25 protein-coding genes are annotated in these 25,706 nt (G+C 55.6%); 16 read left to right on the forward strand and 9 right to left on the reverse strand.

Going from position 1 to position 25,706, the window contains the following annotated elements:
* Positions 1-24: 24 nt before the first annotated feature.
* Genes BN2684_RS17200 through BN2684_RS17210 form a run of 3 tightly spaced genes read right to left on the reverse strand, consistent with a single transcriptional unit; the run spans position 25 to position 2,490 of the window.
* A complete protein-coding gene (locus BN2684_RS17200) occupies positions 25-825 on the reverse strand; it encodes an ABC transporter permease (RefSeq protein ID WP_058303363.1) in 801 nt (266 codons plus the stop codon).
* Between the two features lies 1 nt (position 826).
* Complete coding sequence (locus BN2684_RS17205) at positions 827-1,657, reverse strand: ABC transporter permease (protein ID WP_058303364.1); 831 nt, start codon at positions 1,655-1,657, stop codon at positions 827-829.
* A gap of 17 nt (positions 1,658-1,674) precedes the next feature.
* Entirely contained in the window at positions 1,675-2,490 is an 816-nt protein-coding gene (locus BN2684_RS17210; RefSeq protein ID WP_058303365.1) for an ABC transporter ATP-binding protein, read from the reverse strand.
* 192 nt (positions 2,491-2,682) lie between these two features.
* Here BN2684_RS17210 and BN2684_RS25410 point away from each other — a divergent pair, with 192 nt between their 5' ends.
* On the forward strand, positions 2,683-2,838 hold the full coding sequence (locus BN2684_RS25410; protein WP_222860874.1) for a DUF3953 domain-containing protein: 156 nt from the start codon (positions 2,683-2,685) through the stop codon (positions 2,836-2,838).
* A gap of 84 nt (positions 2,839-2,922) precedes the next feature.
* Here BN2684_RS25410 and BN2684_RS17215 read toward each other — a convergent pair whose 3' ends face one another.
* Complete coding sequence (locus BN2684_RS17215; RefSeq protein WP_058303366.1) at positions 2,923-3,219, reverse strand: hypothetical protein; 297 nt, start codon at positions 3,217-3,219, stop codon at positions 2,923-2,925.
* A 188-nt stretch (positions 3,220-3,407) separates the two neighbouring features.
* On the opposite strand from BN2684_RS17215, the gene BN2684_RS17220 reads away from it, so the two are divergent.
* Positions 3,408-3,887 (forward strand): GNAT family N-acetyltransferase, encoded by a 480-nt coding sequence (locus BN2684_RS17220; protein ID WP_058303367.1) that lies wholly within the window; start codon positions 3,408-3,410, stop codon positions 3,885-3,887.
* Between the two features lie 224 nt (positions 3,888-4,111).
* Complete coding sequence (locus BN2684_RS17225; protein ID WP_058303368.1) at positions 4,112-5,443, forward strand: DRTGG domain-containing protein; 1,332 nt, start codon at positions 4,112-4,114, stop codon at positions 5,441-5,443.
* Positions 5,444-5,635: 192 nt separating this feature from the next.
* Here the strand turns inward: BN2684_RS17225 and BN2684_RS17230 are convergent, their stop codons facing one another.
* From BN2684_RS17230 to BN2684_RS17240, 3 genes are read right to left on the reverse strand one after another with little or no spacing between them, the layout of a single operon-like run.
* Positions 5,636-6,136, reverse strand: a complete 501-nt coding sequence (locus BN2684_RS17230) for a sporulation membrane protein YtrI (protein WP_058303369.1) — start codon at positions 6,134-6,136, stop codon at positions 5,636-5,638.
* A complete protein-coding gene (locus BN2684_RS17235) occupies positions 6,133-6,465 on the reverse strand; it encodes a YtrH family sporulation protein (RefSeq protein WP_058303370.1) in 333 nt (110 codons plus the stop codon). Before BN2684_RS17235 ends, BN2684_RS17230 begins: the two co-directional genes overlap by 4 nt.
* Before the next feature lie 55 nt (positions 6,466-6,520).
* Positions 6,521-7,525: an EFR1 family ferrodoxin gene (locus BN2684_RS17240; protein WP_058303371.1), complete on the reverse strand. Its 1,005-nt coding sequence runs from the start codon at positions 7,523-7,525 to the stop codon at positions 6,521-6,523.
* A 256-nt stretch (positions 7,526-7,781) separates the two neighbouring features.
* On the opposite strand from BN2684_RS17240, the gene BN2684_RS17245 reads away from it, so the two are divergent.
* The 9 genes from BN2684_RS17245 (at position 7,782) to icd (ending at position 19,309) form a co-directional block, all read left to right on the forward strand.
* Positions 7,782-11,555, forward strand: coding sequence for a DNA polymerase III subunit alpha (locus BN2684_RS17245; protein WP_058303372.1), 3,774 nt, complete (start codon positions 7,782-7,784; stop codon positions 11,553-11,555).
* A gap of 182 nt (positions 11,556-11,737) precedes the next feature.
* Positions 11,738-11,926 carry a hypothetical protein gene (locus tag BN2684_RS17250; protein WP_058303373.1) on the forward strand — a complete coding sequence of 63 codons (189 nt, stop codon included), beginning with the start codon at positions 11,738-11,740 and terminating at the stop codon, positions 11,924-11,926.
* A 37-nt stretch (positions 11,927-11,963) separates the two neighbouring features.
* A complete protein-coding gene (accD, locus tag BN2684_RS17255; protein WP_058303374.1) occupies positions 11,964-12,836 on the forward strand; it encodes an acetyl-CoA carboxylase, carboxyltransferase subunit beta in 873 nt (290 codons plus the stop codon).
* Positions 12,826-13,794, forward strand: a complete 969-nt coding sequence (locus tag BN2684_RS17260) for an acetyl-CoA carboxylase carboxyltransferase subunit alpha (RefSeq protein ID WP_058303375.1) — start codon at positions 12,826-12,828, stop codon at positions 13,792-13,794. Before accD ends, BN2684_RS17260 begins: the two co-directional genes overlap by 11 nt.
* Before the next feature lie 179 nt (positions 13,795-13,973).
* The gene (gene pyk, locus BN2684_RS17265; protein ID WP_058303376.1) at positions 13,974-15,728 is read left to right on the forward strand and encodes a pyruvate kinase; all 1,755 of its coding nucleotides are present in this window, start codon (positions 13,974-13,976) and stop codon (positions 15,726-15,728) included.
* 101 nt (positions 15,729-15,829) lie between these two features.
* Positions 15,830-16,219, forward strand: coding sequence for an FxsA family protein (locus tag BN2684_RS17270; RefSeq protein ID WP_058303377.1), 390 nt, complete (start codon positions 15,830-15,832; stop codon positions 16,217-16,219).
* A 48-nt stretch (positions 16,220-16,267) separates the two neighbouring features.
* A complete protein-coding gene (locus BN2684_RS17275) occupies positions 16,268-16,564 on the forward strand; it encodes a hypothetical protein (RefSeq protein WP_058303378.1) in 297 nt (98 codons plus the stop codon).
* A gap of 260 nt (positions 16,565-16,824) precedes the next feature.
* The gene (citZ, locus tag BN2684_RS17280; protein WP_058303379.1) at positions 16,825-17,937 is read left to right on the forward strand and encodes a citrate synthase; all 1,113 of its coding nucleotides are present in this window, start codon (positions 16,825-16,827) and stop codon (positions 17,935-17,937) included.
* 73 nt (positions 17,938-18,010) lie between these two features.
* Complete coding sequence (gene icd, locus BN2684_RS17285) at positions 18,011-19,309, forward strand: NADP-dependent isocitrate dehydrogenase (protein ID WP_058303380.1); 1,299 nt, start codon at positions 18,011-18,013, stop codon at positions 19,307-19,309.
* A 280-nt stretch (positions 19,310-19,589) separates the two neighbouring features.
* Here icd and BN2684_RS17290 read toward each other — a convergent pair whose 3' ends face one another.
* Positions 19,590-20,507, reverse strand: a complete 918-nt coding sequence (locus tag BN2684_RS17290) for a MerR family transcriptional regulator (protein WP_058303381.1) — start codon at positions 20,505-20,507, stop codon at positions 19,590-19,592.
* A gap of 145 nt (positions 20,508-20,652) precedes the next feature.
* Here BN2684_RS17290 and BN2684_RS17295 point away from each other — a divergent pair, with 145 nt between their 5' ends.
* From BN2684_RS17295 to BN2684_RS17310, 4 genes are all read left to right on the forward strand, one after another.
* Positions 20,653-21,621 carry a polysaccharide deacetylase family protein gene (locus BN2684_RS17295; RefSeq protein WP_082652041.1) on the forward strand — a complete coding sequence of 323 codons (969 nt, stop codon included), beginning with the start codon at positions 20,653-20,655 and terminating at the stop codon, positions 21,619-21,621.
* A gap of 333 nt (positions 21,622-21,954) precedes the next feature.
* On the forward strand, positions 21,955-22,980 hold the full coding sequence (locus tag BN2684_RS17300; protein WP_058303382.1) for an ABC transporter ATP-binding protein: 1,026 nt from the start codon (positions 21,955-21,957) through the stop codon (positions 22,978-22,980).
* Positions 22,977-23,786 (forward strand): ABC transporter permease, encoded by an 810-nt coding sequence (locus BN2684_RS17305; RefSeq protein ID WP_108722229.1) that lies wholly within the window; start codon positions 22,977-22,979, stop codon positions 23,784-23,786. Before BN2684_RS17300 ends, BN2684_RS17305 begins: the two co-directional genes overlap by 4 nt.
* Positions 23,770-24,567, forward strand: coding sequence for an ABC transporter permease (locus BN2684_RS17310; RefSeq protein ID WP_058303384.1), 798 nt, complete (start codon positions 23,770-23,772; stop codon positions 24,565-24,567). Before BN2684_RS17305 ends, BN2684_RS17310 begins: the two co-directional genes overlap by 17 nt.
* 162 nt (positions 24,568-24,729) lie before the next feature.
* Here BN2684_RS17310 and BN2684_RS17315 read toward each other — a convergent pair whose 3' ends face one another.
* The gene (locus BN2684_RS17315) at positions 24,730-25,590 is read right to left on the reverse strand and encodes a polysaccharide deacetylase family protein (protein ID WP_058303385.1); all 861 of its coding nucleotides are present in this window, start codon (positions 25,588-25,590) and stop codon (positions 24,730-24,732) included.
* Positions 25,591-25,706 lie beyond the last annotated feature (116 nt).

Here is a 25,706-nt window from a genome sequence, read left to right on the forward strand (position 1 = left end):
GTTCCAACAAACACGGTCTTCTCCTCAGCTTCCTGTGCTCTTATAATGACGGACGCCTATGCGCCAGATGATCAGGGATAACCCGAGGAACGCCGCTCCGAAAGGCAATGACAGGTACCCGAGAACAACGGGATAATTCCAGCCGCATACGGCGGAAGCCGGATAAAAGCTGATGAACAATACCGGCAGTAGAAAGCTGAACAGGTTTTTCAGCACCCTTGGCATGTAGGGCTCCGGGCAGCGGGTGATCTGGTAGCTTGCGTTGGTCAGGATGAAGATCCAATCCAACCCCTTGATGGTAAAGAACGCGAGGCCCGAGGTTAGCACGAATACGCCGCTGTACATCAGAAAGCCTCCGGCGAGCGCTAATGCCAAGATGACGAAAGCCCGCATCGTCAGCGGAACGTCCAGCTCGGACAGCGCCCAGATCACGGCGGATAGAGCCGTCAGCGGTCGGACGATGCGGTGCAGATGAAAGGTCGATGCCGCAACTTGGGTAAACAAGGAACGCGGGCGCAGCAGAAGTCGATCGAAATCTCCGGAACGAAGCATCTGCCAAGGAAAATAATCGAAGCCCCGGCAGAGGCTCTCTGCAAGTCCGAAGGAGGCGACCGCGAGCGCATAGATGAGGATCACGCGCTCCATCGTCCAGTCTCCGATGCTGCCGAAACGGGAGAACAGCAGGATGGTGGAGATGGGGTCGCTGACGACGACGAGTAGGACCTGAAGCAGCATGAGCCACCAGCCCTTGTATTCCATTCCCGACAAGAGGTGCATCCGCAGCAGCTTCAAGTAGATTTTGCCTTCCATAAGAATCCGTTCCATCTTACCCTCCCTGAATGATGATTCCGGACAGTTTGCGTTTCATGATCAGCCGGCCGGCGGCAATAAAGATCACGCTCCAAGCCAGCTGAATCGCGATCATGGGAAAGGCGCTAGAAGAAGACAGGCTGCCGACATATAATTGGGCTGGTATATCGGTGAACCCTCCGAAGGGCTGCAGGCGCAGGAAGGGCTGCATGAAATCTGGCCATAGCCGAAGCGGCAAATAGCTGCCGGACAGAATTCCGCTCACCAATAGGAGCATATAAGTCGGTCCATCGCCCCACGTGATGCTCATGCGGATGGCGGTCACGAGCATGGCATAGGCCGAGCAGAGAAGAAAGGCCATCGCCACCGAGAGAACAAAGAAGAGGAATCCCTCAAAGGAGGCAGGCTTGCCGAGCGCGTATCCGGCGGGCATCAAGAGCCCGATCAGGAGGGTGGCGAGAGAGCGTATCCAGGAGGTGCCGAGCTTGCCCGCTGCACCTTTTGCAAACCAATGCATATAGAGGTCGAGCGGCCGGCACAGCTCGATTCCCACATCGCCGTTGCGAATTTTGGCCATGATCTCGCCGTCGATGCTCATGAATTGAAGCACAAACAGCCCTTGGGCGAGCCAAATATAAGAGATGGCTTGGGAAAGTCCGAAGCCGTTATTGTTCCATGTGCCTTTGTCGCCGTATGTATAGAATACCGTAAGGAGAATGCACTCGATCAAGGCCCAAAACACGCTTACCGCAATCCCGGATGCGGCGGCGATTCGATATTGCAACCCTTCGGCCATTCGGATTCGAAAGAGGGAAGCACAAGCTCTTGCGGTATGAACGATTTTCAAAGCGGCGCCTCCTCATCTTAGGTTAGCGAGAGATCTTCATACATAGCGGCGATCATCTGATCGGTATTCACCTTGGCGATGACCTCCGGAGCATACTTGTCCTGCAGGCCGGACAAGTTCCCGTCATACAAGAGTCGGCCATGGCCGATTACCATGACCCGCTCGCAGAGCGCTTCGATATCGTCCATGTCATGGGTGGTCAACACCATCGTGACGCCATGCTGGTGGTTTTCTTCCTTGAGAAAGGCTCTTAAAGAAAGCTTGGATACCGCATCCAAGCCGATGGTCGGTTCATCAAGAAACAGAATTCGCGGTCGGTGGAGAAGCGCGGCGGCCAGCTCGCAGCGCATTCGCTGGCCGAGTGACAGCTGCCGAACCGGTGTTTTCAACAGCCCGTCCACACCGAGGGCTCCGGTTAGTTCGCGAAGTCTGACCCGGTAATCCGCAGCGGGGATGGCGTAGATGTCCTTCAGCACGTCGAAGGAATCGGCCACGGGCACATCCCACCACAGCTGGGAGCGCTGTCCGAACACGACGCCGATTTGCGAAACATGCTCCACCCGGTTTTTCCATGGAATCTTGCCCATGATCCGGCATTCGCCGTCGTCCGGGGTGAGGATGCCGCTCATCACCTTGACGGTGGTGGATTTACCTGCACCGTTCGGACCAATGTAGCCCACGAGCTCTCCTTCGGAGATGGTGAATCCGATGCCGTCCAGCGCCTTCACCTTGCGTACGCTCCGTGTGAACGCTCCTCTCAACATCCCCCATCTTCCTTCTGGTCGTTCGTAAATTGTAAAGCTTTTTCGGATATCGTTCAGTTCGATCTGCATCTTTTCCCTCCTCCGCTTAGCAACCCTACCGCATTGGACAAAAGGATGTAAATTCGGGTTCGCTCTCCTCTTGATTCTAGGCAGCAGATGGAAACGGGGGATACGCTTCCTTGCTAAATATTTCATAGAAATCCTTGCTTTCTTGACATTTGCGTGCTACAGTATATTCATAATTCAGTTAGGAATACTGGAGTGTTATTAATTAGTATCTTTTTCGAGAATATCAAGCGAACCGGTGATCCTTTCACCGGTTTTTTTAGTTGTTTGGCAGGCTTGCCCTCCATCTCAATCTCCTTTTCTATAGAGGAAAGATGCTTCAAAATGAACGCTCACAACCTGGCGGCATAATGGAACAAGCCTGGCGTTCGGTGAGGGGATCATTCCCGCTCACTCGAATGCCAGGCTTGTTGGCCGAGTGGTGCTAGACCGCCTTTACCAGAAACCGCCCCATCCCCCCAGGCCAGGTCCCCAACCTCCCCAGCCGGGTCCCCAACCGCCAAAGCCGCCGCCCCATCCCCAAGGATTCGTTCCGATGGCGAGTAGATCGAACAGCACAAGCGGAATAACAGCTTTGGTGGAGGCCTTTTTCCCGTTCGTGGAGCTCAGGTAAAGCTGATCTCCTTTTACCTTCAAGAGCTTGCCGGAGACAACGGCTCCATCCTTCTTCAAGGCGTAGACGGTTTGACCGACAAGTTTACGGGCTTCTTCTTTCGTTACCATAGACTGCATGAATGCTAGCACCTCCTCCTTAGTCATACCCTATTGTATGGACGGAAGTCCGACGTCGTTTGGATACCGGCATATTTCATGTAAAATGTGCATTCGTGGAAATCCGTAGGAGAATGGCGGGGATATGATGTAGAAGCGAGTGACCGCGAACGTGATGCGGCTTGTTCGCGGTACGAGGAGGCGGCGCAATGATACGCAAGCGAACAGCGGAGGATGATCGTCAGATTCTGCGACTGGTCGAGCAAGAGCTGATGCCCCTTGCACGTCAGGCTTTTCCGAACCTGAAGGTGACCTTGAAAGAGCTGCGGGAACGGATGAAGCGGGGAAGCGTCTATGTCATGGAAGAGGAGACGAAAGGAAAACGGAAAGTCATCGGCTTCGTGATCGCCGTGAACGCATCGCAGGACCTGTGGATCGATATGCTGGCGGTCGGGAAGGACCACCAAGGCAAAGGCCTTGGAGCGGAGCTGCTTAAGAAAGCGGAGGATGTTGGACGGCGCAAGGGCTGCGATCACGCTCAGCTGTTCGTCGACCGGGTGAACAGGCGGGCTCAACTGTTTTACGCCAAGAAAGGGTACATGATGACCCGCTATATTCAGGAAGTCAATTGCTATCAGATGACGAGAGAACTGACAGCAGCCAGATCGGCTTCTCACTTGTCCGTATAATTCATTCTCGGAATGCCTCCTTCGAGAGCGGGTTTGCAAAACCACTCTAGCTCTGGAAGGGGCATTTTTTTGCTCATGGGGACGAGAACAGGGTGGAAAAATGGGTTCTGTCCGAGGAATATCAAATCTTTGCTATTCCGTTTGGCACGTGAGCATTGTAGAGCTCATTCGGCTGGTTTATAATACAGAGTAATACAGGGTAAACCGGCGGAGGTATAACAGTGATGCCTGATGAGAATTCGGAGCAAACGCTTACGAAGCATGAACAAATTTTACGCCATATTGAAAGCCTTCGGGTAGGCAGCCACATCTCGGTCCGCCAGATCGCCAAAGACCTCGATGTGAGCGAGGGCACCGCTTATCGCGCCATCAAGGAGGCGGAGAACAAAGGCATCGTCAGCACCAAGGAACGGATCGGAACGGTGCGCATCGAGAAGAAGCAAAAGAACATCGATAAGCTGACCTTCTTCGAGGTCGCTCATATCGTGAACGGCGAAGTGCTGGGCGGTGCTCGCGGGTTGAACAAATCTTTGAACAAGTTTGTTATCGGCGCGATGGAGCAGGCCGCTATGCTGCGCTACATCGATGCGGGTAGCCTCCTCATCGTCGGCAACCGGGAGGAAGCGCACAAGGGAGCGCTGCAAAACGGAGCGGCCGTGCTGATCACCGGGGGGTTTGACACGAGCCTGGAGGTCAAGCGCTTGGCCGATAGCTTGGCGCTTCCGATCATTTCCAGTTCCTTCGATACGTTCACCGTAGCGTCGATGATCAACCGGGCTCTCTACGACCGCATGATCAAGAAAAAGATCATGCTGGTCGAGGATGTGATCACCCGCTCCCGCATCTACGCGCTGAAGGCATCGAGCACGGTCGCCGATTGGCGTAAGCTGTCGGAGACCGCCGGCTATGACCGGTTTCCGGTCGTCGATGAATGGAATCGCGTCATCGGAATGGTGACCGCGAAGGATGTCGAGGGCGCGGCTAATGAGCAGCAGATGGAGAAGCTCATGACCCGCAATCCGGTCACGATCAATCTGCGGACCTCGGTAGCGTCTGCGGCCCACCTGATGATGTGGGAGGGCATCGATCTGCTGCCGGTTGTGGATAACGGGAGGAAGCTCCTCGGCACCGTCAGCCGTACGGAGGTCATGGGCGTCCTGCAGTACATTCAGCGGCAGCCGCAGATGGGGGAAACCTTCGACGATCAGATGTGGGAGCCCTTCACGGAGATTGCGGGCGAGGATCGGGTCGTGTACCGGGGGCAGATGTCACCGCAGATGACCAGCCAGCTCGGAACCGTATCCTCGGGCGTGCTCACGACCCTGATCACCCAAGCGGCATACCGGGTAGCCGAGCGCAGCAAAAAGGGGGATCTTGTCATTGATAACATCTCGACCTATTTCCTGCATCCGGTCCAGATGGAGAGCGAGATCGTGATCAAGCCGGAGATTCTTGAGGTGAGCCGGAAGTTCGCCAAGATTGAAGTCGACGTGATTTCGGAGGACAGGCTGGTCGCCAAAGCGCTGGTCACCGCTCACGTATTCGATGATCTATAAGCGATTTCGTTATGTGCTCGATAGAATCACTTCTTAACGGACGTCCACAATCGAAAAATGCTTACGCCAAAGGGCGCTTCCATAACCACGTTACTCATGGTTTGGAGGCGCTTATTGTGTTGGAAAGCTTCGAAGAGGATTCGTTGCCTCTCGAATGAGTCGGTTTTATCCTCCGAGCAGGCGTTCATCCCTTTACGAAGACGGCTTTACGTACTCCTTCGCCGTGATCCAGACGGACAGCTCGGTTTGAACGACGATCAGCGTCTGCACCCGCACCCGGTACTCTTTGCCGCGGATACCGGAATAGAGCTTGCCGTCCGCCAGCTTGAGAAAAACCTGCGGGTTTAAGCGGATGGAGCTGGCCGCGCTGCCAACGGCCGTTTGCAGGTCCTGGTGGACCGCCTTGCGCAGCGCACTTTGCGTCCATTCGTCCAAATCGTCGCTCTGTTGGAGATCGAACAGGACCTTCACTTGCGCGACGGTGGACTGCTTGCTGCGGAGATTCGCCTGCGAGCGCAGGTCCTCGCGGGTTTCGTCAAGCTCGCTCTGGAGATTGGCGTTGCGCACCACTAGCAGGTTGAAGTGATGCTGGTGAAGACTCATGTAGACGGCGCAGCCGCAAATGAATCCGGTGCAAAAGATCGCAAAGGCGACGATGAGCTTCGGATGCCTCTCGAACGGAGGCACCCTCATGACCGGCTGCCTCCGCCGCAGATCCAGTGGATGAGCGTATACCCCAGTTGCGCTCCGATGAAGGAGCTGGCGAACAGCATGATTTGCTTGATGGCGGGAGACAGATACCCTTCCTGGAAGTTGGTCTCGATGATGCGGATCGGATCGATCGTTCCGCCCGCTGCCGCGACCATGGCCCAGATCTTGATGTTGGAGGCCACATTTTCCATGACGGAAGAGGGCGGCTGAAGCATGAGCACCGATCCGATTCCGGCGAGCAAGCTCCCGCCGGTCACAATGCCGAAGGCGATGAAGAAATCGAGAATCCACTTGACGACAAAGGAGTTCACTGGCGGCACCATCCCGTCTGCCGGAATGCTAATGAATATGCCGCAGCGGACAAGATTATGCGGACGGCCCTGGTCCGCGATAGCGGCGATAGCGGCGGCTTGGCCCCGCCGTCAGCAGACGGCGGACCGGGGAGCAGGCTTCCCCGGCTCTAAGCAGCCGATCGGCTACCCAGAGGAAGAGGAACGTGAGGGCGATGTAGCCGATCGTGCCCGCGAGGAAGGAGGGCAGCGCCGGCCAAGCCAACGAACGGCCGAGCACGATAGCGGGCCATAGCGGAATCAAGCTGGCTGCCGTTAGGACGGCTAGCTTGCCGGAAGAGGACTGGATGGCTTCTTCGGGGCAAGTGTTGATGCAGCGCTGACAGCCCTCGCAGCTCCAATTCCAGACCGGCTTGCCCCGCTTCATGGCGATGGCGGAGGCTGGACATGTTCGCGCGCAGCGGGAGCAGCCGCTGCACCGGCTGTCTGCGATGAACAGCTTGCCCAGAATCCTCCGGCCGATATGATGATACCCGAGATAGAGGAAACCGAGAAGCAGGCGTGTTGGGACGCTCTTCTTTTTCAAGCACACGGTTCCCCGCGCAATGCGGTCTGCAGCCTCCTGAATTTGCCGATCCGCCTGTTCGCAGATCTGGGCGACAACCTCCGGGCTGGGGGGATTGAAGAACTGCGTCCAATTGTTCGGATAGGAGGCGAGGGTGGTAAAGGAAACGGAGAAGCCGCGTTTTTTCAAGAGCGCTGTCATTCGATAAAGAGAGATCCCCTCATCTCCGGACGCTCCGTTTTCGGAGCCCCCGATCGCGATGACAGCGGCACGAGCTCCCTCCGGTGCGATCAATCGCTTGACGTATTTGGTTACGAGAGCCGGGGCGCCGAAGCCGTACATCGGATACAGGACCAGATGAAGCGCGGCATCCGCCGCATCGGGAGACACTTTTTCCATATTGGACACGGTGGTTTCCCAGCCGGCCAAGCGAAGCCTTTCCTCTGCCAGAGCCGCCGCTCTCTTCGTATTGCCGGTTCCGCTGAACAGGTGAATGCGTGCTTTCATCAAGGACATGCTTGCGTGATTCCTCCTTCGCTTCCTGCGCGTAAACAGTTCGGAAATGATGTTCTCCGCACTGCACGCTAATCGATCAACATCGTATGAACCGTCTTCGTCGATATGATGGATGAAGTTGTCTTTGATGCGATCATAACAAGGCGAAATGTGAATCCTCTATGACATTTCTAACGAAAGAATGCGAATGTGGGTTCGCCTATCGGGTAGCTATGTGATACACTAGAGAGAACATTGAGTTGGGTGGGAACAAGCCATGAGCGGATTCGTACATCTTCACGTTCACAGTGAATACAGCCTCTTGGACGGAGCGGCGCGCATTCGCGATCTGGCCGGACGGGCAGCCGAGCTCGGCATGCCCGCTTTGGCGTTGACCGATCACGGCGTCATGTACGGAGCGGTCCCTTTCTATAAAGCATGCCGGGAAGCCGGAGTGAAGCCGATCATCGGCTGCGAGGTGTATGTGGCTAGCGGACGATTGGAGGAACGGGCACCACGCCATGAACAGCCAGTGAGCCACCTGATCCTTCTCGCCAAGGACGAGACGGGCTACCGAAACCTGATGGAGCTCGTCTCGGTCGCTCATTTGGAGGGCTTCCATTATCGGCCCCGGATTGACAAGGAGCATCTGGCGATTCATGCGGAAGGGCTGATCTGCCTCAGCTCCTGCCTGAAGGGAGAAATCCCTCAGCTTCTGCTGCGGGACAAGACGGAGGAAGCGAAGGCGGCGGCGAGCTGGTATAGGGGCTTGTTTGGTGACGATTTCTATTTGGAAATACAAGATCACGGCATGCTGGAGCAAAAGAAAATCGTTCAAGGCATGACCGCTCTGTCTCGGGAAACCGGCATTCCGCTCGTTGCGACCAATGACGTGCACTACCTGATCCAAGAGGATCACGAGGTTCAGGACATCCTGCTCGCCATTGGTACAGGGAAAACGCTGGATGATCCTGACCGCTTCAAGATGACGGTTCAGGAGCTTTATATGAAAAGTCCGGATGAGATGGCGAGGCTGTTTCCCCATCTTCCGGAAGCGTTGGAGAACACCGTTCGCATCGCAGAGAAATGCAACCTGCAGCTGGAGTTCGGTCGGTCCATCCTGCCGGAATTCCGCCCGATTCCAGACGGGCTGGACGCGCGGACTTACTTGCGCCGTCTATGCCGAGAGGGACTTGCCGAGCGCTTTCCAGAGCAAGCGGAGACGGAACCCGAATTCGCCCGCATCCGGGAAGAGCGGCTCGCCTATGAGCTCGGAGTCATCGAATCGATGGGCTTTGCCGACTATTTTCTCATCGTTTGGGACTTCATCCGCTACGCGCGCGAGCAAGGGATCGCCGTGGGGCCGGGAAGGGGCTCCTCCGCGGGCAGCCTCGTGGCGTATTCCCTGAGGATCACGGATGTGGACCCGATTCGCCACAATCTGCTGTTCGAACGGTTCCTCAATCCCGAGCGAGTGAGCATGCCCGATATCGACGTCGATTTCAGCGACGAGCGGCGGGACGAGGTCATTGATTATGTCGTCGCCAAGTACGGCCATGAGCATGTCGCCCAGATCATCACCTTCGGCACCATGGCGGCCAAAGGAGCGGTTCGGGATGTCGGCCGCGTGATGAACCTGCCGTATGCGGAGGTGGACCGCGCGGCCAAGATGATTCCCCAGCGGCTCGGCGTCACCTTGAAGCAGGCGCTTGAGCTGAACCCCGACCTTCAAGCGCTGTGCACCCGGCAGGCTTCTACCCGCCGGCTGATCGACCTCGCCATGAAGGTAGAGGGCATGCCGCGCCACGCCTCGACCCATGCGGCCGGGGTGGTGATCTCCCGCGAGCCACTGACGCATTACGTTCCTTTGCAGGAAGGCTCGGAGAAGACGGCGCTCACGCAGTACACGATGGAAAACCTGGAAGCCATCGGACTCCTGAAGATGGATTTTCTCGGTCTGCGCACCCTCTCGATCATCGAGCGGACTCTGGAGTGGATCCGGGAGGAGACCGGCAGATCACTCGATTTTTCGAAGCTGGGGTTTGACGATCCCGCCACGTTCGAGCTGCTTGGCCGCGGAGAGACGACGGGGATTTTCCAGCTCGAATCTCCGGGCATGCGGAGGGTGCTGAAGGAGATGAAGCCGTCCAGCTTTGCGGATATCGTCTCTGTCTTGGCGCTCTACCGCCCGGGCCCTATGGAGTTCATTCCCCGCTATATCGAATGCAAGCACGGTCAAGCGGAGGTGATCTATCCGCATGAGGATCTTCAACCGATCCTGGAGGATACGTACGGCATCATCGTCTATCAGGAACAGATCATGCAGATCGCCTCGCTCATGGCGGGCTTTTCGCTCGGAGAAGCGGATCTTCTGCGCCGGGCCGTGAGCAAGAAGAAGCGAGAAGTGCTTGACAAGGAACGGGAACATTTTGCCTCGGGCTGCCGAAAACAGGGATATTCGGACGAGGATGCGTATAAAGTGTATGAGATGATCCTCCGCTTCGCCGATTACGGATTCCCCCGAGCTCATGCCACCGCCTACGGGGTACTCGCCTATCAGACCGCTTATCTGAAGGCGCATTATCCGACGCCATTCATGGCCTCCATGCTGACGGCGAATATGGGCAATCACCGCAAGGTGGCGGAATACGTAGACGAATGCAGACGGATGGGCATCGCGGTTTTACCGCCGGATGTGAACGAGAGCGGCATTACCTTTACGCCTGTTGCGGCAGTTCGAGAAGCGGTTGGCGGGAACGAGGAGCCGAAGAAGGAATCCCCTGAGCAGAGAGAAGCGTCGGTACGGAGTGAAGCGGCTGGCGAGGGACTGCCCGCAGCAGAAGAGGCGGACTCCTTCGCCGGGGGCCGAGTCCGTTTTGGGCTTGCCGCCGTCAAAAACGTCGGCACCCAGGCGATCGAAGCGATTCTCGCTGCTCGCAAGGAGGGACCGTATGCGGATCTGCTCGATTTCTGCCGCCGCGTCGATCTGCGGGTATGCAACAAGCGGGTGATCGAATCCCTTATTCAAGGCGGGGCATTGGACGGCTTTCCGGCGCATCGGGCGCAAGCGATCGCCATGCTGGACGAAACCGTAGAGACCGCCTTGAAGTGGAAGAAGGAACGGGACGATCTCCAGCTTCATCTCTTCGGCTTGACGGAAGAAGTCAACTGGGAGATGGAATACCCGGAGATTCGCCCGTACACGAAAACCCAGCAGCTTGACATGGAGCGGGAGCTGCTCGGGTTATTTCTCTCCGGACACCCCCTCGACGATTACGAGGAGATTCTTAAGGAGGCCGATCCTGATCCGATCTCGTATCTCGGCGAGCTGGCGGACGGGCGAGAGGCGGTCGTCGCCGGAATGGTCGTCGCCCTAAAAGAGATTGTCAGCAAGAAGGGGCAGCAGATGGCTTTCATCGAGCTGGAGGATCGGATTGACCGGGTGGAGGTCGTCATATTCTCGGGGTTGTGGAAGGAGATCCGCAGCCGCGTCGAGAAAGGGAAGCTGCTCGCGGTCCGCGCTAAGGTTCAGCAAGAGGAGGAGGCAGTCAAGCTGCTTGCTGAGCAGATTGTGGCCTTGGACGGCTCGGAAGGAGACAGGGAGCTGCGCCTGCTTCGGCGTGGCGGCGGACGAAGTGGCTTTGGCGCGCCCGGATCGGCGTTCCAAGCCAGTGCTCCCGGCCGAAAGCAATCCGGGTTTGGAAGTTCGCGTCCTACCGCGAAAACACCCGCACCGAAGGCAACTGCAACGAAAGTGCCTGAACCGATGATACCCGAATCGAAGACGCCCGCTCCGAATCATTCGGTGCCGTCGAGAACGCGAGTCCAGAAGGTGTACATCAAGATCGCAGCGGACCGGGAGCAGCCGGAGCGGCTTGTGAAGCTGCAGGAGCTGCTGCAGGCCAACTCCGGTCCGCTGCCGGTAGTCCTTTTCTATGAGCGGCTGCAGAAACCGATGGCATTAAGCGACAAGTACAAGGTCAAGCCTTCCCCCGAACTGATTCGCTCGATTGAGAGCCTGATGGGCGACGAATCCGCGAGAGTGAATTAGCGGGCTCCTTCTCCGCCTGAGAAAAGAACGGAAATCCTTGTGTACATCGGGAAAAGTCGTCTTAAGATCGGCGAGGAGAGCCAGAACCGTACGTTTGTTTTGTTGCGGCTGAAATAGCGGTTGTGCTATGATAACTCTATTGTACAGGCTTACGAAGCAGGGTTCGGGGAGGTTATATACGCATGTGGACGGTCATTTATATCGCTCAGACCGCCAAGATTGCCGAGCGTATCAAAACCAAATTGACAGAAGAAGGATTCTTGGTCAAAGTTAGCGCGATCAACCTGACCAAGACACAGTTTGAGATTCTCGTGCCCGAAGGAGAAGTCTTGGAGGTACAGGAAGTGCTCGGCACTATTCTGCACCGCTGATTTCTTGCGGTTGAAATAAGCCTTGCGAGGTGTCTTTGTGCAACTAAAGGATTTGTTCCAAAAAAAACGCAAGTACGCGACAGTCCCTTCAGAGAAGACCAAACGCGAGATTCCTGAGGGGCTCATGAATAAATGCCCCAAGTGTGGGGCCATTCAATTCAACATGGAGCTCATGAAGAACTTCAAGGTTTGCAGTGGCTGCGGTTATCATTTCATCCTGAATGCCACCGAGCGGGTCGATATGCTTCTGGACGGCGGCAGGATCTTTGAATATGACGAAGACATGGTCTCCGAGGACCCGCTATCGTTTCCGGGATATCCGCAGAAGACGAAACAGATGATCGAGAAGACCGGATTGCTAGACGCGGTCGTCACCGGGGAAGGGACCATCGGCGGATTTCCGGTCGTGGTCTGCATCATGAGCTTCGAATTTTTTAGCGGAACGCTCGGCAGCGTGGTCGGCGAGAAAATCGTCCGAGCTGCGGAAGCGGCCATGCAGAAGAGATACCCCTTGATTATCTTCTCCACCTCCGGAGGAGCGCGGATGCAGGAAAGTATTCTGTCCCTCATGCAGATGGCCAAGACCAGTGCGGCGCTTGGCCGCTTTAGCGAGTCCGGAGGTCTATATATCTCCATCTTGACCGATCCGACCTTGGGCGGCGTGAGCGCCAGCTTCGCCACACTCGGAGATATCATTCTCGCGGAGCCAGGCGCCGTCATCGGCTTCGCCGGCCGTCGAGTCATCGAACAGACGATCCGTCAGAAGCTGCCCGACAACTTCCAGACATCCGAGTTCAACCTGCAGCATGGTCACTTGGACAAGGTCGTGCACCGCAAGGATTTGCGAGCCACGCTGATCAAGCTCCTCGACATACATACGGTGAAGGAGGTTCCGATCGATGGCCGGTGAGTTGCCTTTTGAGCAGCCGATTGCGGAGCTTCGCGGCAAGATTGACGAGCTGATCAAGTTCGGAGCCGAGAAGCAGATCGACTTTTCCGATGAAATTGCCCGCCTTGAAGAGCGATACAAGGCTTTGGAGGAAGAAATCTACTCCAACCTGAGCGTTCGTCAAAAGGTTCAGATTGTTAAGAGTCCACAGCGTCCCACGACGCTTGACTATATTCATTCGGTTTTTGCAGATTTTCTTGAGCTTCACGGCGACCGCCTGTTCGGAGACGATCAGGCCATTGTCGGCGGAATCGCTAAGCTTGGCGATATACCTGTCACGGTTATGGGGCATCAGAAGGGCAGAGACACGAAGGAAAATCTTGCCCGCAACTTCGGAATGCCTCATCCGGAAGGCTTTCGCAAGGCGCTTCGGCTCATGAAGCAGGCCGACAAATTCCATCGGCCGATCATCACCTTCATCGATGTAACAGGCGCTTATCCCGGTTCTTCGGCAGAAGAACGCGGCCAATCGGAAGCGATTGCCCGTAATCTGCAGGAGATGTCCATGCTGCGCGTTCCCGTCATCTGCGTTGTGATCGGTGAGGGCGGCAGCGGCGGCGCTTTAGCGCTTGGCGTCGGTAATCGGGTGCTCATGCTGGAGCATGCCATCTACTCGGTAATCTCCCCGGAAGGGGCTGCATCCATCCTCTACAAAGATGCAGGACGAGCGATGGAGGCTGCGGAATCCATGAAGATTACGGCGCAGGATATTCTGGCGCTTGGCGTGATCGACGACATCGTCCCGGAACCTTGGGGCGGTGCTCACCGCGATCCCAAGAAGCAGGCGGAACTCTTGCGCGGCAAATTGCTTGAGCATCTCCAGGAGCTTGCCACCCTGAACCCCGAGGAACTGCGGGAAGACCGCTACCGAAAGTTCCGGCAGATTGGCGCTTACGCCTTCCTGCAAACGCCGATGTAACGGCTCTGAAACCTCATCCGAACCCGACGTTCTTACTTGACAAGCGTAGAACGGACGAGTCCCGGGTAAGACGGGACGCGTACCGTTTGTTCTGCGGTAAGCCTATCGATATTTTCGCTCCCCCAAGCGTAAAATATATATTATGCCAGAGCTTGTGCAAACATTAGGAGGAAACCTACATGCGAAAAACAAAGATTGTCTGCACCATTGGTCCGTCCAGCGAATCCGAAGAAATGCTGTCCAAACTGATTGGAGCAGGAATGAACGTCATGCGCCTCAACTTCTCCCACGGAGATTTTGAAGAGCACGGCAACCGGATCATCAACCTGCGCAACGCTTGCAAAAAGCTGAACAAGAGCGTCTCCATCCTGCTCGACACGAAAGGCCCGGAAATCCGGACCGGCAAGCTGAAGGAAGAGCCGATCGAACTCGTTACGGACGAAACGCTTACCCTCACCACTGAAGAAATTCTCGGCGACAAAAACCGTATTTCGGTAACGTACACGGATCTCCCTAAAGATGTTGAAGTTGGTTCCACCATCCTCATCGATGACGGCTTGATCGGTCTTGAAGTCACCGGCGTTCAAGGTACCGAGATCATCTGCCGCATTGTGAACGGCGGTACAATTAAGAGCAAGAAGGGCGTTAACGTTCCGAACGTGAAGATCTCCCTGCCTGGCATCACCGAGAAGGATGCAAACGACATCATTTTCGGAATTGAACAAGGAATCGACTTCATCGCCGCTTCTTTCGTTCGCAAAGCCAGCGACGTTCTGGAAATTCGCGAGCTGCTCGAAAAACACAATGCTACTCATATTCAAATCATCTCCAAGATCGAAAGCCAAGAAGGCGTAGACAACCTCGATGAAATCATCGAAGTGTCCGACGGCATCATGGTTGCCCGCGGCGACCTCGGCGTTGAAATTCCGGCCGAAGAAGTTCCGCATGTGCAAAAAGAAATCATCCGCAAATGTAACGCCCTTGGCAAACCGGTCATCACCGCTACCCAAATGCTCGACTCGATGCAGCGCAACCCGCGCCCGACTCGCGCTGAAGCCAACGACGTGGCAAATGCCATCCTCGACGGAACCGATGCTGTTATGCTGTCTGGCGAATCCGCTGCAGGGAAATATCCGACCGAATCCGTTGCCACCATGGCCCGCATTGCAGAACGTGCAGAGCAAGCCCTGGAGCATCGTGAAATCTTCCTGAAACGTGCCGGTCAACAACAAACCACGGTGACGGAAGCGATCAGCCAAGCGGTTGCCAACTCCGCCCTTGACCTGAACGCGAAAGCCATCGTGACGATTACGGAAACCGGCTATACGGCTCGCATGGTATCCAAATACCGTCCGGCTGCTCCGGTCATCGCTTACACCACGAACGATAAGATCTTCCGCCGCCTGAACCTCGTATGGGGCGTGTTCCCGGTTCTCGGCGAACTGGCCGGCTCCACCGACGAGATGGTCGAAACCGCTTTGGACGCTGCTCGTAAGCAAGGACATGTGAACCTGGGCGATCTGGTCATCGTGGCTGCAGGCGTTCCGGTTGGGGGCTCCGGCTCCACGAACCTGATCAAGATCAACCATGTCGGCGAATTGATTGCCAAGGCCCAAGGCATCGGCAGCCAATCCGCAACCGGCAAGATCGTGATCGCGAACAACGCCAAGGAAGCTCTCGAGAAAGTAACCGAAGGCTCCATTCTCGTCGCTCCGGGTACGGACAAGGACTATATGCCCGCATTTGAAAAAGCAGCCGGCGTTATCACGGTTGCTGGAGGCATCACCTCCCATGCGGCTGTCGTTGGTCTGAACCTCAGCAAGCCGGTTATCATCGGCGTCGAAAACGCGCTGTCGCTGTTCAAAGACGGACAAGAAGTTTCCCTTTACGCGGAGCAAGGCTTCATCTACTCCGGCAAAGCGGAAGTTCTGTAAGCTTAGCTCAACCCTATCTGATTGAAGGGCCGACCGGTAGTTGCTCTTGCTGCCGGTCGGCTTTTCTGTCAGGTCAACCTTAACGGTTAAGGAGGACTGGCATGCTTCGTACCCTAACGATCTTTCTCATCGTCGTTCCGGCCGTTGAGGTATGGGGGCTTGTGACGGCAAGCCGCTGGTTTGGTGGATGGCAGACGCTGCTTCTGCTCTTGCTGATGGCGATAGCGGGCATCTACATCGCCAAGCGAGAAGGCTCCTTCGTTTGGCGAGAGTTGTCAGCGGATTTGTCCCAAGGTCGCATTCCTGCCGATAAGCTTTTGGATGGGCTCTGTGTGGTCATCGGGGGAATCCTGCTAGTCGTACCCGGCTTTCTAACCGACCTGATCGGCTTGATCCTGCTGCTTCCCTTGACGCGGCCGCTGGCCAAACGACTGTTTTTGCGAATCCTTCAGGATCAAATTCGCAAGGGCCGCATCAAATTCGACCGCTGATAACAGCGGTTTTTTTTGTATGCAATCCGTTAAGGAGGACCCGCTGTTATGCCAAAAGAGATATCAGTCGAAGAAGCTGAAACGCTAGGAGTTAGAACCATTCATCACAAAATGGAGAATGGAGAGAGAAGGTTTCGATTGGTCAGTGCGGATGGAAGCTCGTATATTCGAACCGAAGCCTCGCGGCACTCCGGTTGGCAGAACAGTCATTATCACAAGGAAGTCACGGAATGGTACGTGGTTCAAAAGGATTGGTTTCCTTCCCCGGAGTTGGACAAGCTTACGAAATGGATGACAGCAGAGGATATCGCTCAGAGGAGAGGGAACAATCCGGTAAGAAGGTAAGAAACAAGCAAGGGGAAGATTAACGGGGATTACTTTCCATTTCGGGTCATACGCACACGGATTTCCGCAAATCCCCAACTCAGTAAAAATGGGTTAATGAGTAATGTTCACATTTTTGAAACAATATTCTTTTATCACGCGATAATGAAGTTTTATGTTGCTTTCATTCACAAGTTTGTAAAAATCCTTTATGATGAAGAGGTGAGCTACATTTCGTTGCTTCACCGAATGCTTGATTTTGGGATAAAGGAGTGAGATGGATGACAGCCACAAAAGGTTTGGAAGGAATCGTTGCCGCAACCACATCGGTGAGTTCAATCGTGGATGGAGTGTTGACGTACCGCGGTTACGATATCGATGACTTGGCGGATAATGCAACCTTTGAAGAAGTGGTTTACCTCCTCTGGTACGGGAGTCTGCCGAGTCATTCCGAGCTGGCTCAGCTGAAAGCAGAGCTCAGCGCCAGTGCAGCCGTCCCTGCACCCGTCATCGACATCCTGCGCTTATTCCCTGCGAACACCCCTACTATGGCCGTTCTGCGCACGGCGGTGTCTTCTCTCGCGCTTTATGACCCCGAAGCGGAGGATATGAGCAAGGAAGCGAACCTACACAAGGCCATCCGCCTGCAAGCGCAAATTCCGACCATCATCGCCGCTTTTACCCGGCTCCGGGAAGGCAATGCCCCTGTATCACCAAAAGAAGGCGCTTCCATCGCGGAAAATTTCCTCTATATGCTCACAGGAGTCGACCCGGATCCCGTTGCCGTCAAGGCGCTTGATAAAGCCCTGGTGCTGCACGCCGACCACGAGCTGAATGCCTCGACGTTCGCCGGACGCGTTACGGTTGCGACTCTATCGGACATATACTCGGGCGTGACATCCGCCGTCGGAGCTCTGAAGGGTCCTTTGCACGGAGGCGCGAACGAGGCCGTGATGAACATGCTGGAAGAGATCGGCTCCATTGACCATATCGATGATTACATTCGAGGCAAGCTGGACCGCAGGGAGAAGCTGATGGGCTTCGGACATCGCGTCTACAAGGGCGGAGACCCGCGGGCCAAGCACCTGCAGAAAATGTCCTACGAGCTTGGCAAATCGACCGGCAACCTGAAATGGTACGACATGTCCGTCAAGATCGAAGGATTAGTTACGGGACTCAAAGGCCTTCGGCCCAACGTGGATTTTTACTCCGCTTCGGTCTATACGACGCTGGGAATTCCCCGCGATCTCTTCACGCCGATCTTTGCCATCAGCCGCTGTTCGGGGTGGACGGCGCATATTCTGGAGCAATATGAGAACAATCGGATCATCCGCCCCCGCGCCGAGTATGTCGGGCAAGCTGATCAGAAATACATTCCAGTCGATTTCCGGTAAGGCTCCAGCCATTCAAGCCCCTGCCTTATGTACATAAGGCGGAGCCTGCCGATACCAAGGAGGATTTGCTGTCATGTCGCAATTTGAAACCTATGCCCTTCCGACGGAAGGCGAACGCATCACCATCGAGTCAGGAAAACTGACTGTGCCGAATCATCCGATCATTCCGTTCATCGAAGGCGATGGAACGGGACGGGACATTTGGCGGGCGTCTAAGCGGGTGCTCGACGCTGCCGTAGAGATCGCGTATGGCGGCGAGAAGAAGATCGCCTGGTATGAAGTTTACGCTGGGGAGAAAGCCTTCAACCAGTATGGCGAATGGCTTCCGAAGGATACCTTAACGGCTGTCCGGGAGTATATCGTCGCGATCAAGGGTCCCTTGACGACGCCGATCGGAGGCGGCATTCGTTCACTGAACGTCGCTCTTCGCCAAGAGCTTGATTTGTATGTCTGCTTGCGGCCGGTCAGGTATTTTGACGGTGTGCCTTCTCCGGTGAAGCATCCGGAGCATGTGGACATGGTGATCTTCCGGGAGAACACGGAGGACATCTACGCAGGGATCGAATACAAGGAAGGCTCCGCGGAAGTGAAGAAGCTGATCGCCTTCCTGCAGGAAGAGATGGGCGTAAACAAGATCCGGTTTCCCGAAACGTCGGGAATCGGCATCAAGCCGGTATCCCGCGAAGGCTCGGAGCGGCTCGTCCGCGCTGCGATCGAATACGCGGTACAGCACGGCCGCAAGAGCGTTACTCTCGTGCACAAGGGCAACATCATGAAGTTTACCGAAGGAGCCTTCAAGAACTGGGGCTATGAGCTTGCGGAACGGGAGTTTGGCGACAAAACCTTCACCTGGGATGAGTATGACCGGATTAAGGCGGCGGAAGGCGTTGAAGCTGCGGATCAAGCACAGCGGGAAGCGGAGGAAGCCGGCAAGATCATCGTGAAAGATGCCATCGCCGACATTACGCTGCAACAGGTGCTGACGCGGCCGAAGGACTTCGACGTGATCGCCACCCTGAATCTTAACGGCGATTACCTATCCGATGCGCTGGCAGCCCAAGTCGGAGGCATCGGGATCGCTCCCGGAGCCAACATCAACTATGTGACGGGCCACGCGATCTTTGAAGCGACACACGGGACCGCACCGAAGTATGCGGATCAGGATGTGGTGAATCCGGGCTCCGTAATCTTGTCCGGCGTCATGATGCTGGAGCATCTGGGCTGGCAGGAAGCGGCGGACCTGATCTACAAGGGGCTTGAGCACTCCATCGATGCAAAGACGGTCACTTATGACTTTGCCCGGCTGATGGAAGGCGCTACGAAAGTGAAAACGTCCGAATTCGCGGATGAAATCATCAAGCACATGAAGTAAACGGTACCTGCGTATAGACGTTCCTGAGCAGAAGCGATAGAGATGGAGGAATCAGAGGTCGCAGACTCCGACCGGGTAAGCTGGGGGAGCGGTCCGGGCAGGGTCATACGGACATACCCACTGGAAGGGACGCTGATGGCGTCTCTTTTCTTTCTCTCATGAGCGAATCATTCCGATCATGAATTGGCGATAAGCGTCATCGGTTTGGCACAGGCATAAGGAAGACGCCCCGTTATCCGGGTTATGACCAGAGGACGGGGCGTTATGTTGGTTATCGAGCTTATTGAGCTTGATCGGTTGCCGGATTGCGGCGGCTAAGCTGTCCAGCTTCCGGGTACGCGGTTAGCAAACGCTCGTTGGCGGCGGCGAGGTGTTCCGTATACGCTCGGTAGGAGGGGCTGAGAATTTTCAGATTCGGGATAAAGCGTTCGAAGTAGCCGCTTGCTTGTTGAAAGGCTTCCATACGCTGTTGGAGCTGATAGACCGGGCTCGTTAAGTACTCCTCTGACTGGCGATAGCGGATATACTCCTGAAGAAAATCGCGATTCTCCTGTAGGAACCGATCGATCTGGTCCAGATTCTTTTTCATTCCCTCGTTCATCTGAGCAAGCTTGTCGCCGTCAAAGCCTGCAAAGGCATCCTCCATGTCCTGGGCAAGCTCCTCCGGTAATCCGTCGGCCTCCACTTCATCGAGGAAAACCAGAATGGCCGAATAAGCTTGTTCTTGTTCCTTTGTACGAATGGGCTCATTCAGGAATGGACCGAAATGTAGGGAGAGATAAACTCCGTAATTCCCGGGAAAGGCAAGCTCCAGCTTATCTTTCAAGCTCATGGCTCCATCCAGCTTGCGGGCGGCGAAGCAAAGGGCAGCTTCCGTTTCGTTCGGATGCAGAATCCAGTAAGCGAGCACTTCCTCTTTTGCGATCATTTGCTCCAGTTCCTCACGCAGCTGCCGTTGGTAAGCGGCCAACGCGCCATGTCGGTCGACCGCTTCCCGTACCTGCTTGATCGCAGGAATACCCGCTCCGAGCTTTCTCAGTAAAGTGACTTCCTTCAACCATGCGGCATCCTCCGGAGTGAAATGCCGATAGCCGTTCTCTCCCTTAACTGGCTCAAGCAAGCCCTGCTCCACATAATAATTGACCGCTTTCTTGGTCAGGCCGCATTCCTTGCATAGTTCATGGATCAACAAGCTCATCACCTCTCTCCCATTGTAGGCCGATCCCCAAGGGGCCAGTCAAGGGGTCGCCTATACGGACTTCTGCGGGTGTGGTAGACTTTATAGCGGAATTGAGCTCACCCGTAATGAGACGAGGAATTTCGACCAAAGGGAGGAATTGCAGATGAGTTTGGTGGAAGCCTTGGGATATAGCATGGAGGATCGGCTCCTGATCGTGAATGCCGACGATTTTGGCATGTGCCGTTCGGCGAACGAAGGGATTCGGCAGCTGCTGGAGGAAGGGGCCGTTTCCTCTTCCACACTGATGATGCCCTGCGCTTGGGCCAAGGATGCGGCCAAGTGGAGCGCGGCTCATCCCGAGTATGACGTCGGGGTGCATTTGACGCTGACCAGCGAGTGGGATACTTACAAATGGGGACCGGTGACCCGTGAGGAGAGCACCGCGACTCTTGTTACGAACGAAGGGTATTTTCCTGAGGATGTCCTGACCGTGGAGCTGCAGGCGGAGGATGAGCAGGTGGAACGCGAGCTCAAGAATCAAGTGAAGCTGGCGATCGCGATGGGAATGGACCCAACTCATTTGGACAGCCACATGGGAAGCGTCTATGGGCTTGCCACCGGGAGGCATTTCCTGAATGTTGTGTTTGATATCTGTGCGGAATATGGATTGCCCTTCCGGATGCCGCGCCAGCCGCGAATTCCCTTTGGCGAGGACATTCCGGAGGAAGTGGCGAAGCGCACGGCCGAGCTTGCCGCCTTAGCGGACGCGAGGGGTGTCGTCATCCTGGATTACCTGCTCGGGCTGCCGTTCTCCACTGTGCCCAAGGAGAGCTATGAGGAATTTCGCGGCCATATGGCCGACCTCCTGCGCTCGATGCGACCGGGCGTCAGCGAGATCATCATCCACCCGTCGCGGGTTACGGATGAGCTGACGGCGATTCATTCGGAATACGAAAGACGGGGGATGGAGTGGCAAATCTTTCGTGATCCTTTCATTCAGAATGTGTTGAAGGAGGAGGGCATTCACATGATCGTTGGATGGATTTGCGGGAGGTCCAGCGCTCCTGACAGAAGAGGTTTTACCGGTATGGAAGGACTCGTTGTCTCTAGTAGTCTCCTTGAACGTAAGTAATGCACTGATCTAGGCATTAATCCGCCAGGGATCAAGACCATTTCGCGATGGAATGTTCATCCGGAATGGACACAAGTTAAACCTGACAAGACATGTAAAAAATCGTTGCTCTTTGCAAAAGGCCGTGGTAATATTTTGAACTAATCACATGGGGAAGGGCTTCTAGGGCTAGCGCGAAGGCGCAGGGTCCAAGCGAAGCCGGGCGCCGACGCGATACGCTGGCGCTACACCGTAAGGGATAAAAGACCTTCGGCAAGTTCCGCCTATACGGGCGGAAAAGCCGAAGGTCTTTTTGGCTTTACCATGAGAAAGCGATAAAAAGGGGGAAGTCGCATGGCTGTCATCAAGGTGCAAGGACTGACGAAGACGTTTGCCGTCAAAGAGAAAGAACCGGGGTTATCCGGGAGTGTACGGTCGCTGTTTCATCCTCGCTTTCGGGAGAAGCAGGCGGTGCATTCCATCGACTTCGACGTAGACCGAGGAGAGACGCTTGCCTTTCTTGGCCCGAATGGAGCCGGGAAATCGACCACCATCAAGATGCTGTCGGGGATTCTCCATCCGACGGCTGGCTCGGCGGATGTTCTGGGGTTATGTCCCTGGCAGGACCGCAAGCAGCTGGCCTATCGGATCGGTTGCGTCTTCGGACAGAAATCGCAGCTGTGGTACCACCTGCCGCCGATGGATACGTTTGAGCTGATGGGGCGCATCTACGATTTGCCCCGAAGCGATTTCCTCAGCCGCCGTGATCTGCTCATCCAGCGCTTCGAGCTGGAGCCCTACTTGCAGACTCCTGTCCGCAAGCTGTCGCTCGGAGAGCGGATGCGCTGCGAGATCGCTTCGGCACTGCTGCACCGCCCGGAGGTACTGTTCCTCGATGAGCCGACCATCGGTCTTGACGTTGTCGTCAAGCAGAAGATCCGAGAGCTCATTCGCGAGCTGAATCGGGAGGAAGGAACGACTGTCTTCTTGACCTCCCATGACCCCGGAGATGTCGAACAGCTGTGCAAGCGGGTGATCGTTATCAATCATGGCACGGTCATCCTTGACGACTCCGTCTCCAACATGAAGCGGGATTTCTTGGGGAAGAAGACGCTGCACCTGAAGCTGAGAGAGGAAGCGCCTGACCTCAAGCTGCCCGGAGTCGAGGTGGTCAAACGCAAAGGGACGGGGATCCGCTTGGCGGTGGATACCACGCAGATCTCGATGGATGAGCTGCTCGGACGCATGGTTCAAGATTGGCGAATCATAGACATCACCATTGAAGATCCCGCAATGGAGGAGATCATCACGCACATCTATTCACGGGAGCAAGAAACCAATGAACGATGTAGCAGCGCAGAAGAGGGGGGATGTCCATGAGAACGGCATTCGTCTCGGGAATCGGCAAATACACGGCGATCGGCAAGGTCACCATCAAGAATCAACTGGCGTATGTGATGGATTTTCTGATGCGGACGCTGTTTCTGATCATCATCATCTATGTGTTCATGCAGTTGTGGGGAGCCACCTACGGGGGAGAAGGCAGCACGACGATCGCCGGCTACACCTTCAAGCAGATGATCTGGTACCTCATCATCTCCGAATCGATGACGCTCGCGACGCCAAGTCTCTCAGGACGGATCGAAGAAGAGGTGAAATCCGGCGATGTCGGCTACCGGCTGATCCGGCCTGTCCATTACATCGGCTATCATTATGCCGCTTATCTCGGGGAAGTCTATTTCCGACTTGTCGTCAATTTGGCGGTAGGACTTGTGCTCGGTCTCCTCGTGCTCGGCGCACCTTCGTTCGGCTTCGGCTGGCTCGGATTCCTTGCGGTATCGCTCGGTGCATTCACCGTGAATTTTCTGCTGAACCTGATGCTGGCGCTGGCCGCCTTCTGGATCGAGGAAACTCGCGGGCTGGAATTCGTCTACCGCAAGCTGCTGTTTACCATCGGAGGCATGATGATGCCGCTGGAGATCTTCCCGACCTTCTTTCGCAAGCTGAGTGAATGGCTGCCGTTTCAAACGGTGCTGTATTTTCCGGCGAAGATGGCTGTCGCGTTCGATGCGTCGGAGCTTCCAAAGATGCTGGCTGTTCAGTTGGGGTGGGTCCTTGTACTCGGTGTCTGCGCGGTGCTGCTGTATCGGAAAGGAGTGAAAAAGCTTCATGTCAACGGCGGCTAAACTGACTTCGTTTATCAAAATGTGCTGGAAGCTGAACCTGGCCGGAGCCATGGAATTTCGCTTCAGCTTCCTGATCACCGCAGGAACGATGCTGATCAACAATGCGGTGTGGTTGTTCTTCTGGTGGATCTATTTCGACCGCTTCCAGGTCGTGAACGGGTGGGACTTGAACGATGTCATGCTGATGTGGGGAATCAGTGCAGGCGCCTTTGGTCTGGTCGCAACCCTTTTCGGCAATGCGTTCCGGCTGCCCGGACTGATCGCAACCGGCCAACTGGATGCGTACCTCACCCAACCGAAGCCGATCCTGCTGCACGTTCTGGTCTCCCGCATGTCGGTGAGCGCCATCGGCGATCTGGTCTTCGCTATCCTCGTCTATTTATGGGTCGGGGATGTCAGCTTCTTGGGACTGGCCAAATTCCTGCTCGCGCTCTTCATCGGTTTTCTCATCTTCCTCGGTGTAGCGATCATCGTAGGGTCGCTTGCCTTCTATTTTGGCAACACGGAGGGGCTGAGCAGTCAACTGTTCGACAGTCTCGTGACGTTTACGGTGTATCCGACGGACATCTTCAAAGGTCTCGGCAAAGTGCTTCTCTTCACCCTGATCCCCGCCGGCTTCATCAGCTACATGCCGATCAAGGTCTTGAAAGCGGCTGTGGATGTCCCGTTTCTTCTCGCGGCGCTCGGATTCTCCATCGGCTTGTCTCTCTTCGCGGTTTGGTTCTTCGGGAGAGGACTTCGGCGGTATACGTCGGGGAACATGACCGGAATGAGGATGTAACCGTATCGGATTCATCCCCATCAACACCCTCCCAACCAGCACGATGAAGTGAGGCCGCAGGCTTGAACGCTGGCATCCCCTATCGCGTAGATGATCCTGCGCCAAAAAGGCTGAGAGAGGGTGTGAATACCGCGGTTTCGGAGCTGACCGCAAACTCGGGGGCTAAGGTACGGCTGTGAACACGACCCGGTTGCGGATCAGCTTGTCGAGCTTATCCGGGGAGATGTCCGGGCTTCCCGCATTGATGCGGGGGAGGGTAAGCGGGTTGCTTGAAGCGGTGACCATCCCCGGAGCGATGGTGAAGCCGTACCGGATTCCGCTCTCCTTGATCAACTTGAGCGATTTTTTGTCGTACACGCCATAGGGATAAGCCATGACATCGGAAGTTTCCGGGGAAAGCTCCTTCAGCGTATCTCGGCTTGTGGTCAGATCGTTTCGGATGCGGGCTTCATATTCGCTATCGGTTTCCGTGTGCCCGTCGACAGTCAATCGGGCGACTAGAAGCGGCTTTCCGGTGCCGTTGTCAGCCTGTCGATGCAGATCGTCGCTGTGGCTGCCCACTTTGGCGAGAAGAGTCTCCGCAAGCATCGTTCGGATCGTCTCGGCGCTGAGCGCGGGGATGCCGGTCGTACGCTTTTGCCGCAAATGGGAAGTGATGATAAAGTTAATGGAAGGAACCTCGTATTCCTTCATGATCGGGAGGCCGAGCCGGTAATAGCTTTCATAACCGTCGTCGAAGGTCACGAGAACGGCTTTATCCGGAACGGAAGCCCCTCCAAGGAACGCCTTGAACTCTTCGATGGAGATAAACCGGTAGCCTTGCTTCTTCAAGTAGGCGATCTGTTCGCGGAACAACCGGGTCGTGATGGTCGAGGAGCTGGTGTTGTCGTCGGCGATATGGTGATACATCAGAACGGCGACCTGGCCGCTGTAAGTGCTTTTGGCCCGAATGAGATCGGGATGGGAGAGGAGAAAGCTCAGGATGAGGAGAACCGCGAGGATTCCCCCTGTCGCTCGTTTCATGGGAAGGCTCCTTCCGATAGACTTCCATCATTATAAAAGACAGGCGGAGTAATGACAAATTCGGCATCGGCTAGCTCTCATTTTACGTGGCGTTTACAATGCCTTAACAATGCCGG

The organism is Gorillibacterium timonense (assembly GCF_001457415.1).
Lineage (GTDB): Bacteria > Bacillota > Bacilli > Paenibacillales > NBRC-103111 > Gorillibacterium > Gorillibacterium timonense.

What these genes read in the sequence shown, in the direction of transcription:
- BN2684_RS17215 (WP_058303366.1), bottom strand. Translation starts at nt 3,219, where the DNA reads ATGCAGTCTATGGTAACGAAAGAAGAAGCCCGTAAACTTGTCGGTCAA.
- BN2684_RS17275 (WP_058303378.1), top strand. Translation starts at nt 16,268, where the DNA reads ATGCCAAAAGAGATATCAGTCGAAGAAGCTGAAACGCTAGGAGTTAGA.
- BN2684_RS17240 (WP_058303371.1), bottom strand. Translation starts at nt 7,525, where the DNA reads ATGTCCTTGATGAAAGCACGCATTCACCTGTTCAGCGGAACCGGCAAT.
- BN2684_RS17270 (WP_058303377.1), top strand. Translation starts at nt 15,830, where the DNA reads ATGCTTCGTACCCTAACGATCTTTCTCATCGTCGTTCCGGCCGTTGAG.
- BN2684_RS17295 (WP_082652041.1), top strand. Translation starts at nt 20,653, where the DNA reads ATGAGTTTGGTGGAAGCCTTGGGATATAGCATGGAGGATCGGCTCCTG.
- citZ (WP_058303379.1), top strand. Translation starts at nt 16,825, where the DNA reads ATGACAGCCACAAAAGGTTTGGAAGGAATCGTTGCCGCAACCACATCG.
- BN2684_RS17310 (WP_058303384.1), top strand. Translation starts at nt 23,770, where the DNA reads ATGTCAACGGCGGCTAAACTGACTTCGTTTATCAAAATGTGCTGGAAG.
- BN2684_RS17315 (WP_058303385.1), bottom strand. Translation starts at nt 25,590, where the DNA reads ATGAAACGAGCGACAGGGGGAATCCTCGCGGTTCTCCTCATCCTGAGC.
- BN2684_RS17210 (WP_058303365.1), bottom strand. Translation starts at nt 2,490, where the DNA reads ATGCAGATCGAACTGAACGATATCCGAAAAAGCTTTACAATTTACGAA.
- BN2684_RS17250 (WP_058303373.1), top strand. Translation starts at nt 11,738, where the DNA reads ATGTGGACGGTCATTTATATCGCTCAGACCGCCAAGATTGCCGAGCGT.
- icd (WP_058303380.1), top strand. Translation starts at nt 18,011, where the DNA reads ATGTCGCAATTTGAAACCTATGCCCTTCCGACGGAAGGCGAACGCATC.
- BN2684_RS17305 (WP_108722229.1), top strand. Translation starts at nt 22,977, where the DNA reads ATGAGAACGGCATTCGTCTCGGGAATCGGCAAATACACGGCGATCGGC.
- pyk (WP_058303376.1), top strand. Translation starts at nt 13,974, where the DNA reads ATGCGAAAAACAAAGATTGTCTGCACCATTGGTCCGTCCAGCGAATCC.
- BN2684_RS17225 (WP_058303368.1), top strand. Translation starts at nt 4,112, where the DNA reads ATGCCTGATGAGAATTCGGAGCAAACGCTTACGAAGCATGAACAAATT.
- BN2684_RS17200 (WP_058303363.1), bottom strand. Translation starts at nt 825, where the DNA reads ATGGAACGGATTCTTATGGAAGGCAAAATCTACTTGAAGCTGCTGCGG.
- BN2684_RS17300 (WP_058303382.1), top strand. Translation starts at nt 21,955, where the DNA reads ATGGCTGTCATCAAGGTGCAAGGACTGACGAAGACGTTTGCCGTCAAA.
- BN2684_RS17260 (WP_058303375.1), top strand. Translation starts at nt 12,826, where the DNA reads ATGGCCGGTGAGTTGCCTTTTGAGCAGCCGATTGCGGAGCTTCGCGGC.
- BN2684_RS17290 (WP_058303381.1), bottom strand. Translation starts at nt 20,507, where the DNA reads ATGAGCTTGTTGATCCATGAACTATGCAAGGAATGCGGCCTGACCAAG.
- BN2684_RS17220 (WP_058303367.1), top strand. Translation starts at nt 3,408, where the DNA reads ATGATACGCAAGCGAACAGCGGAGGATGATCGTCAGATTCTGCGACTG.
- BN2684_RS17230 (WP_058303369.1), bottom strand. Translation starts at nt 6,136, where the DNA reads ATGAGGGTGCCTCCGTTCGAGAGGCATCCGAAGCTCATCGTCGCCTTT.
- BN2684_RS17245 (WP_058303372.1), top strand. Translation starts at nt 7,782, where the DNA reads ATGAGCGGATTCGTACATCTTCACGTTCACAGTGAATACAGCCTCTTG.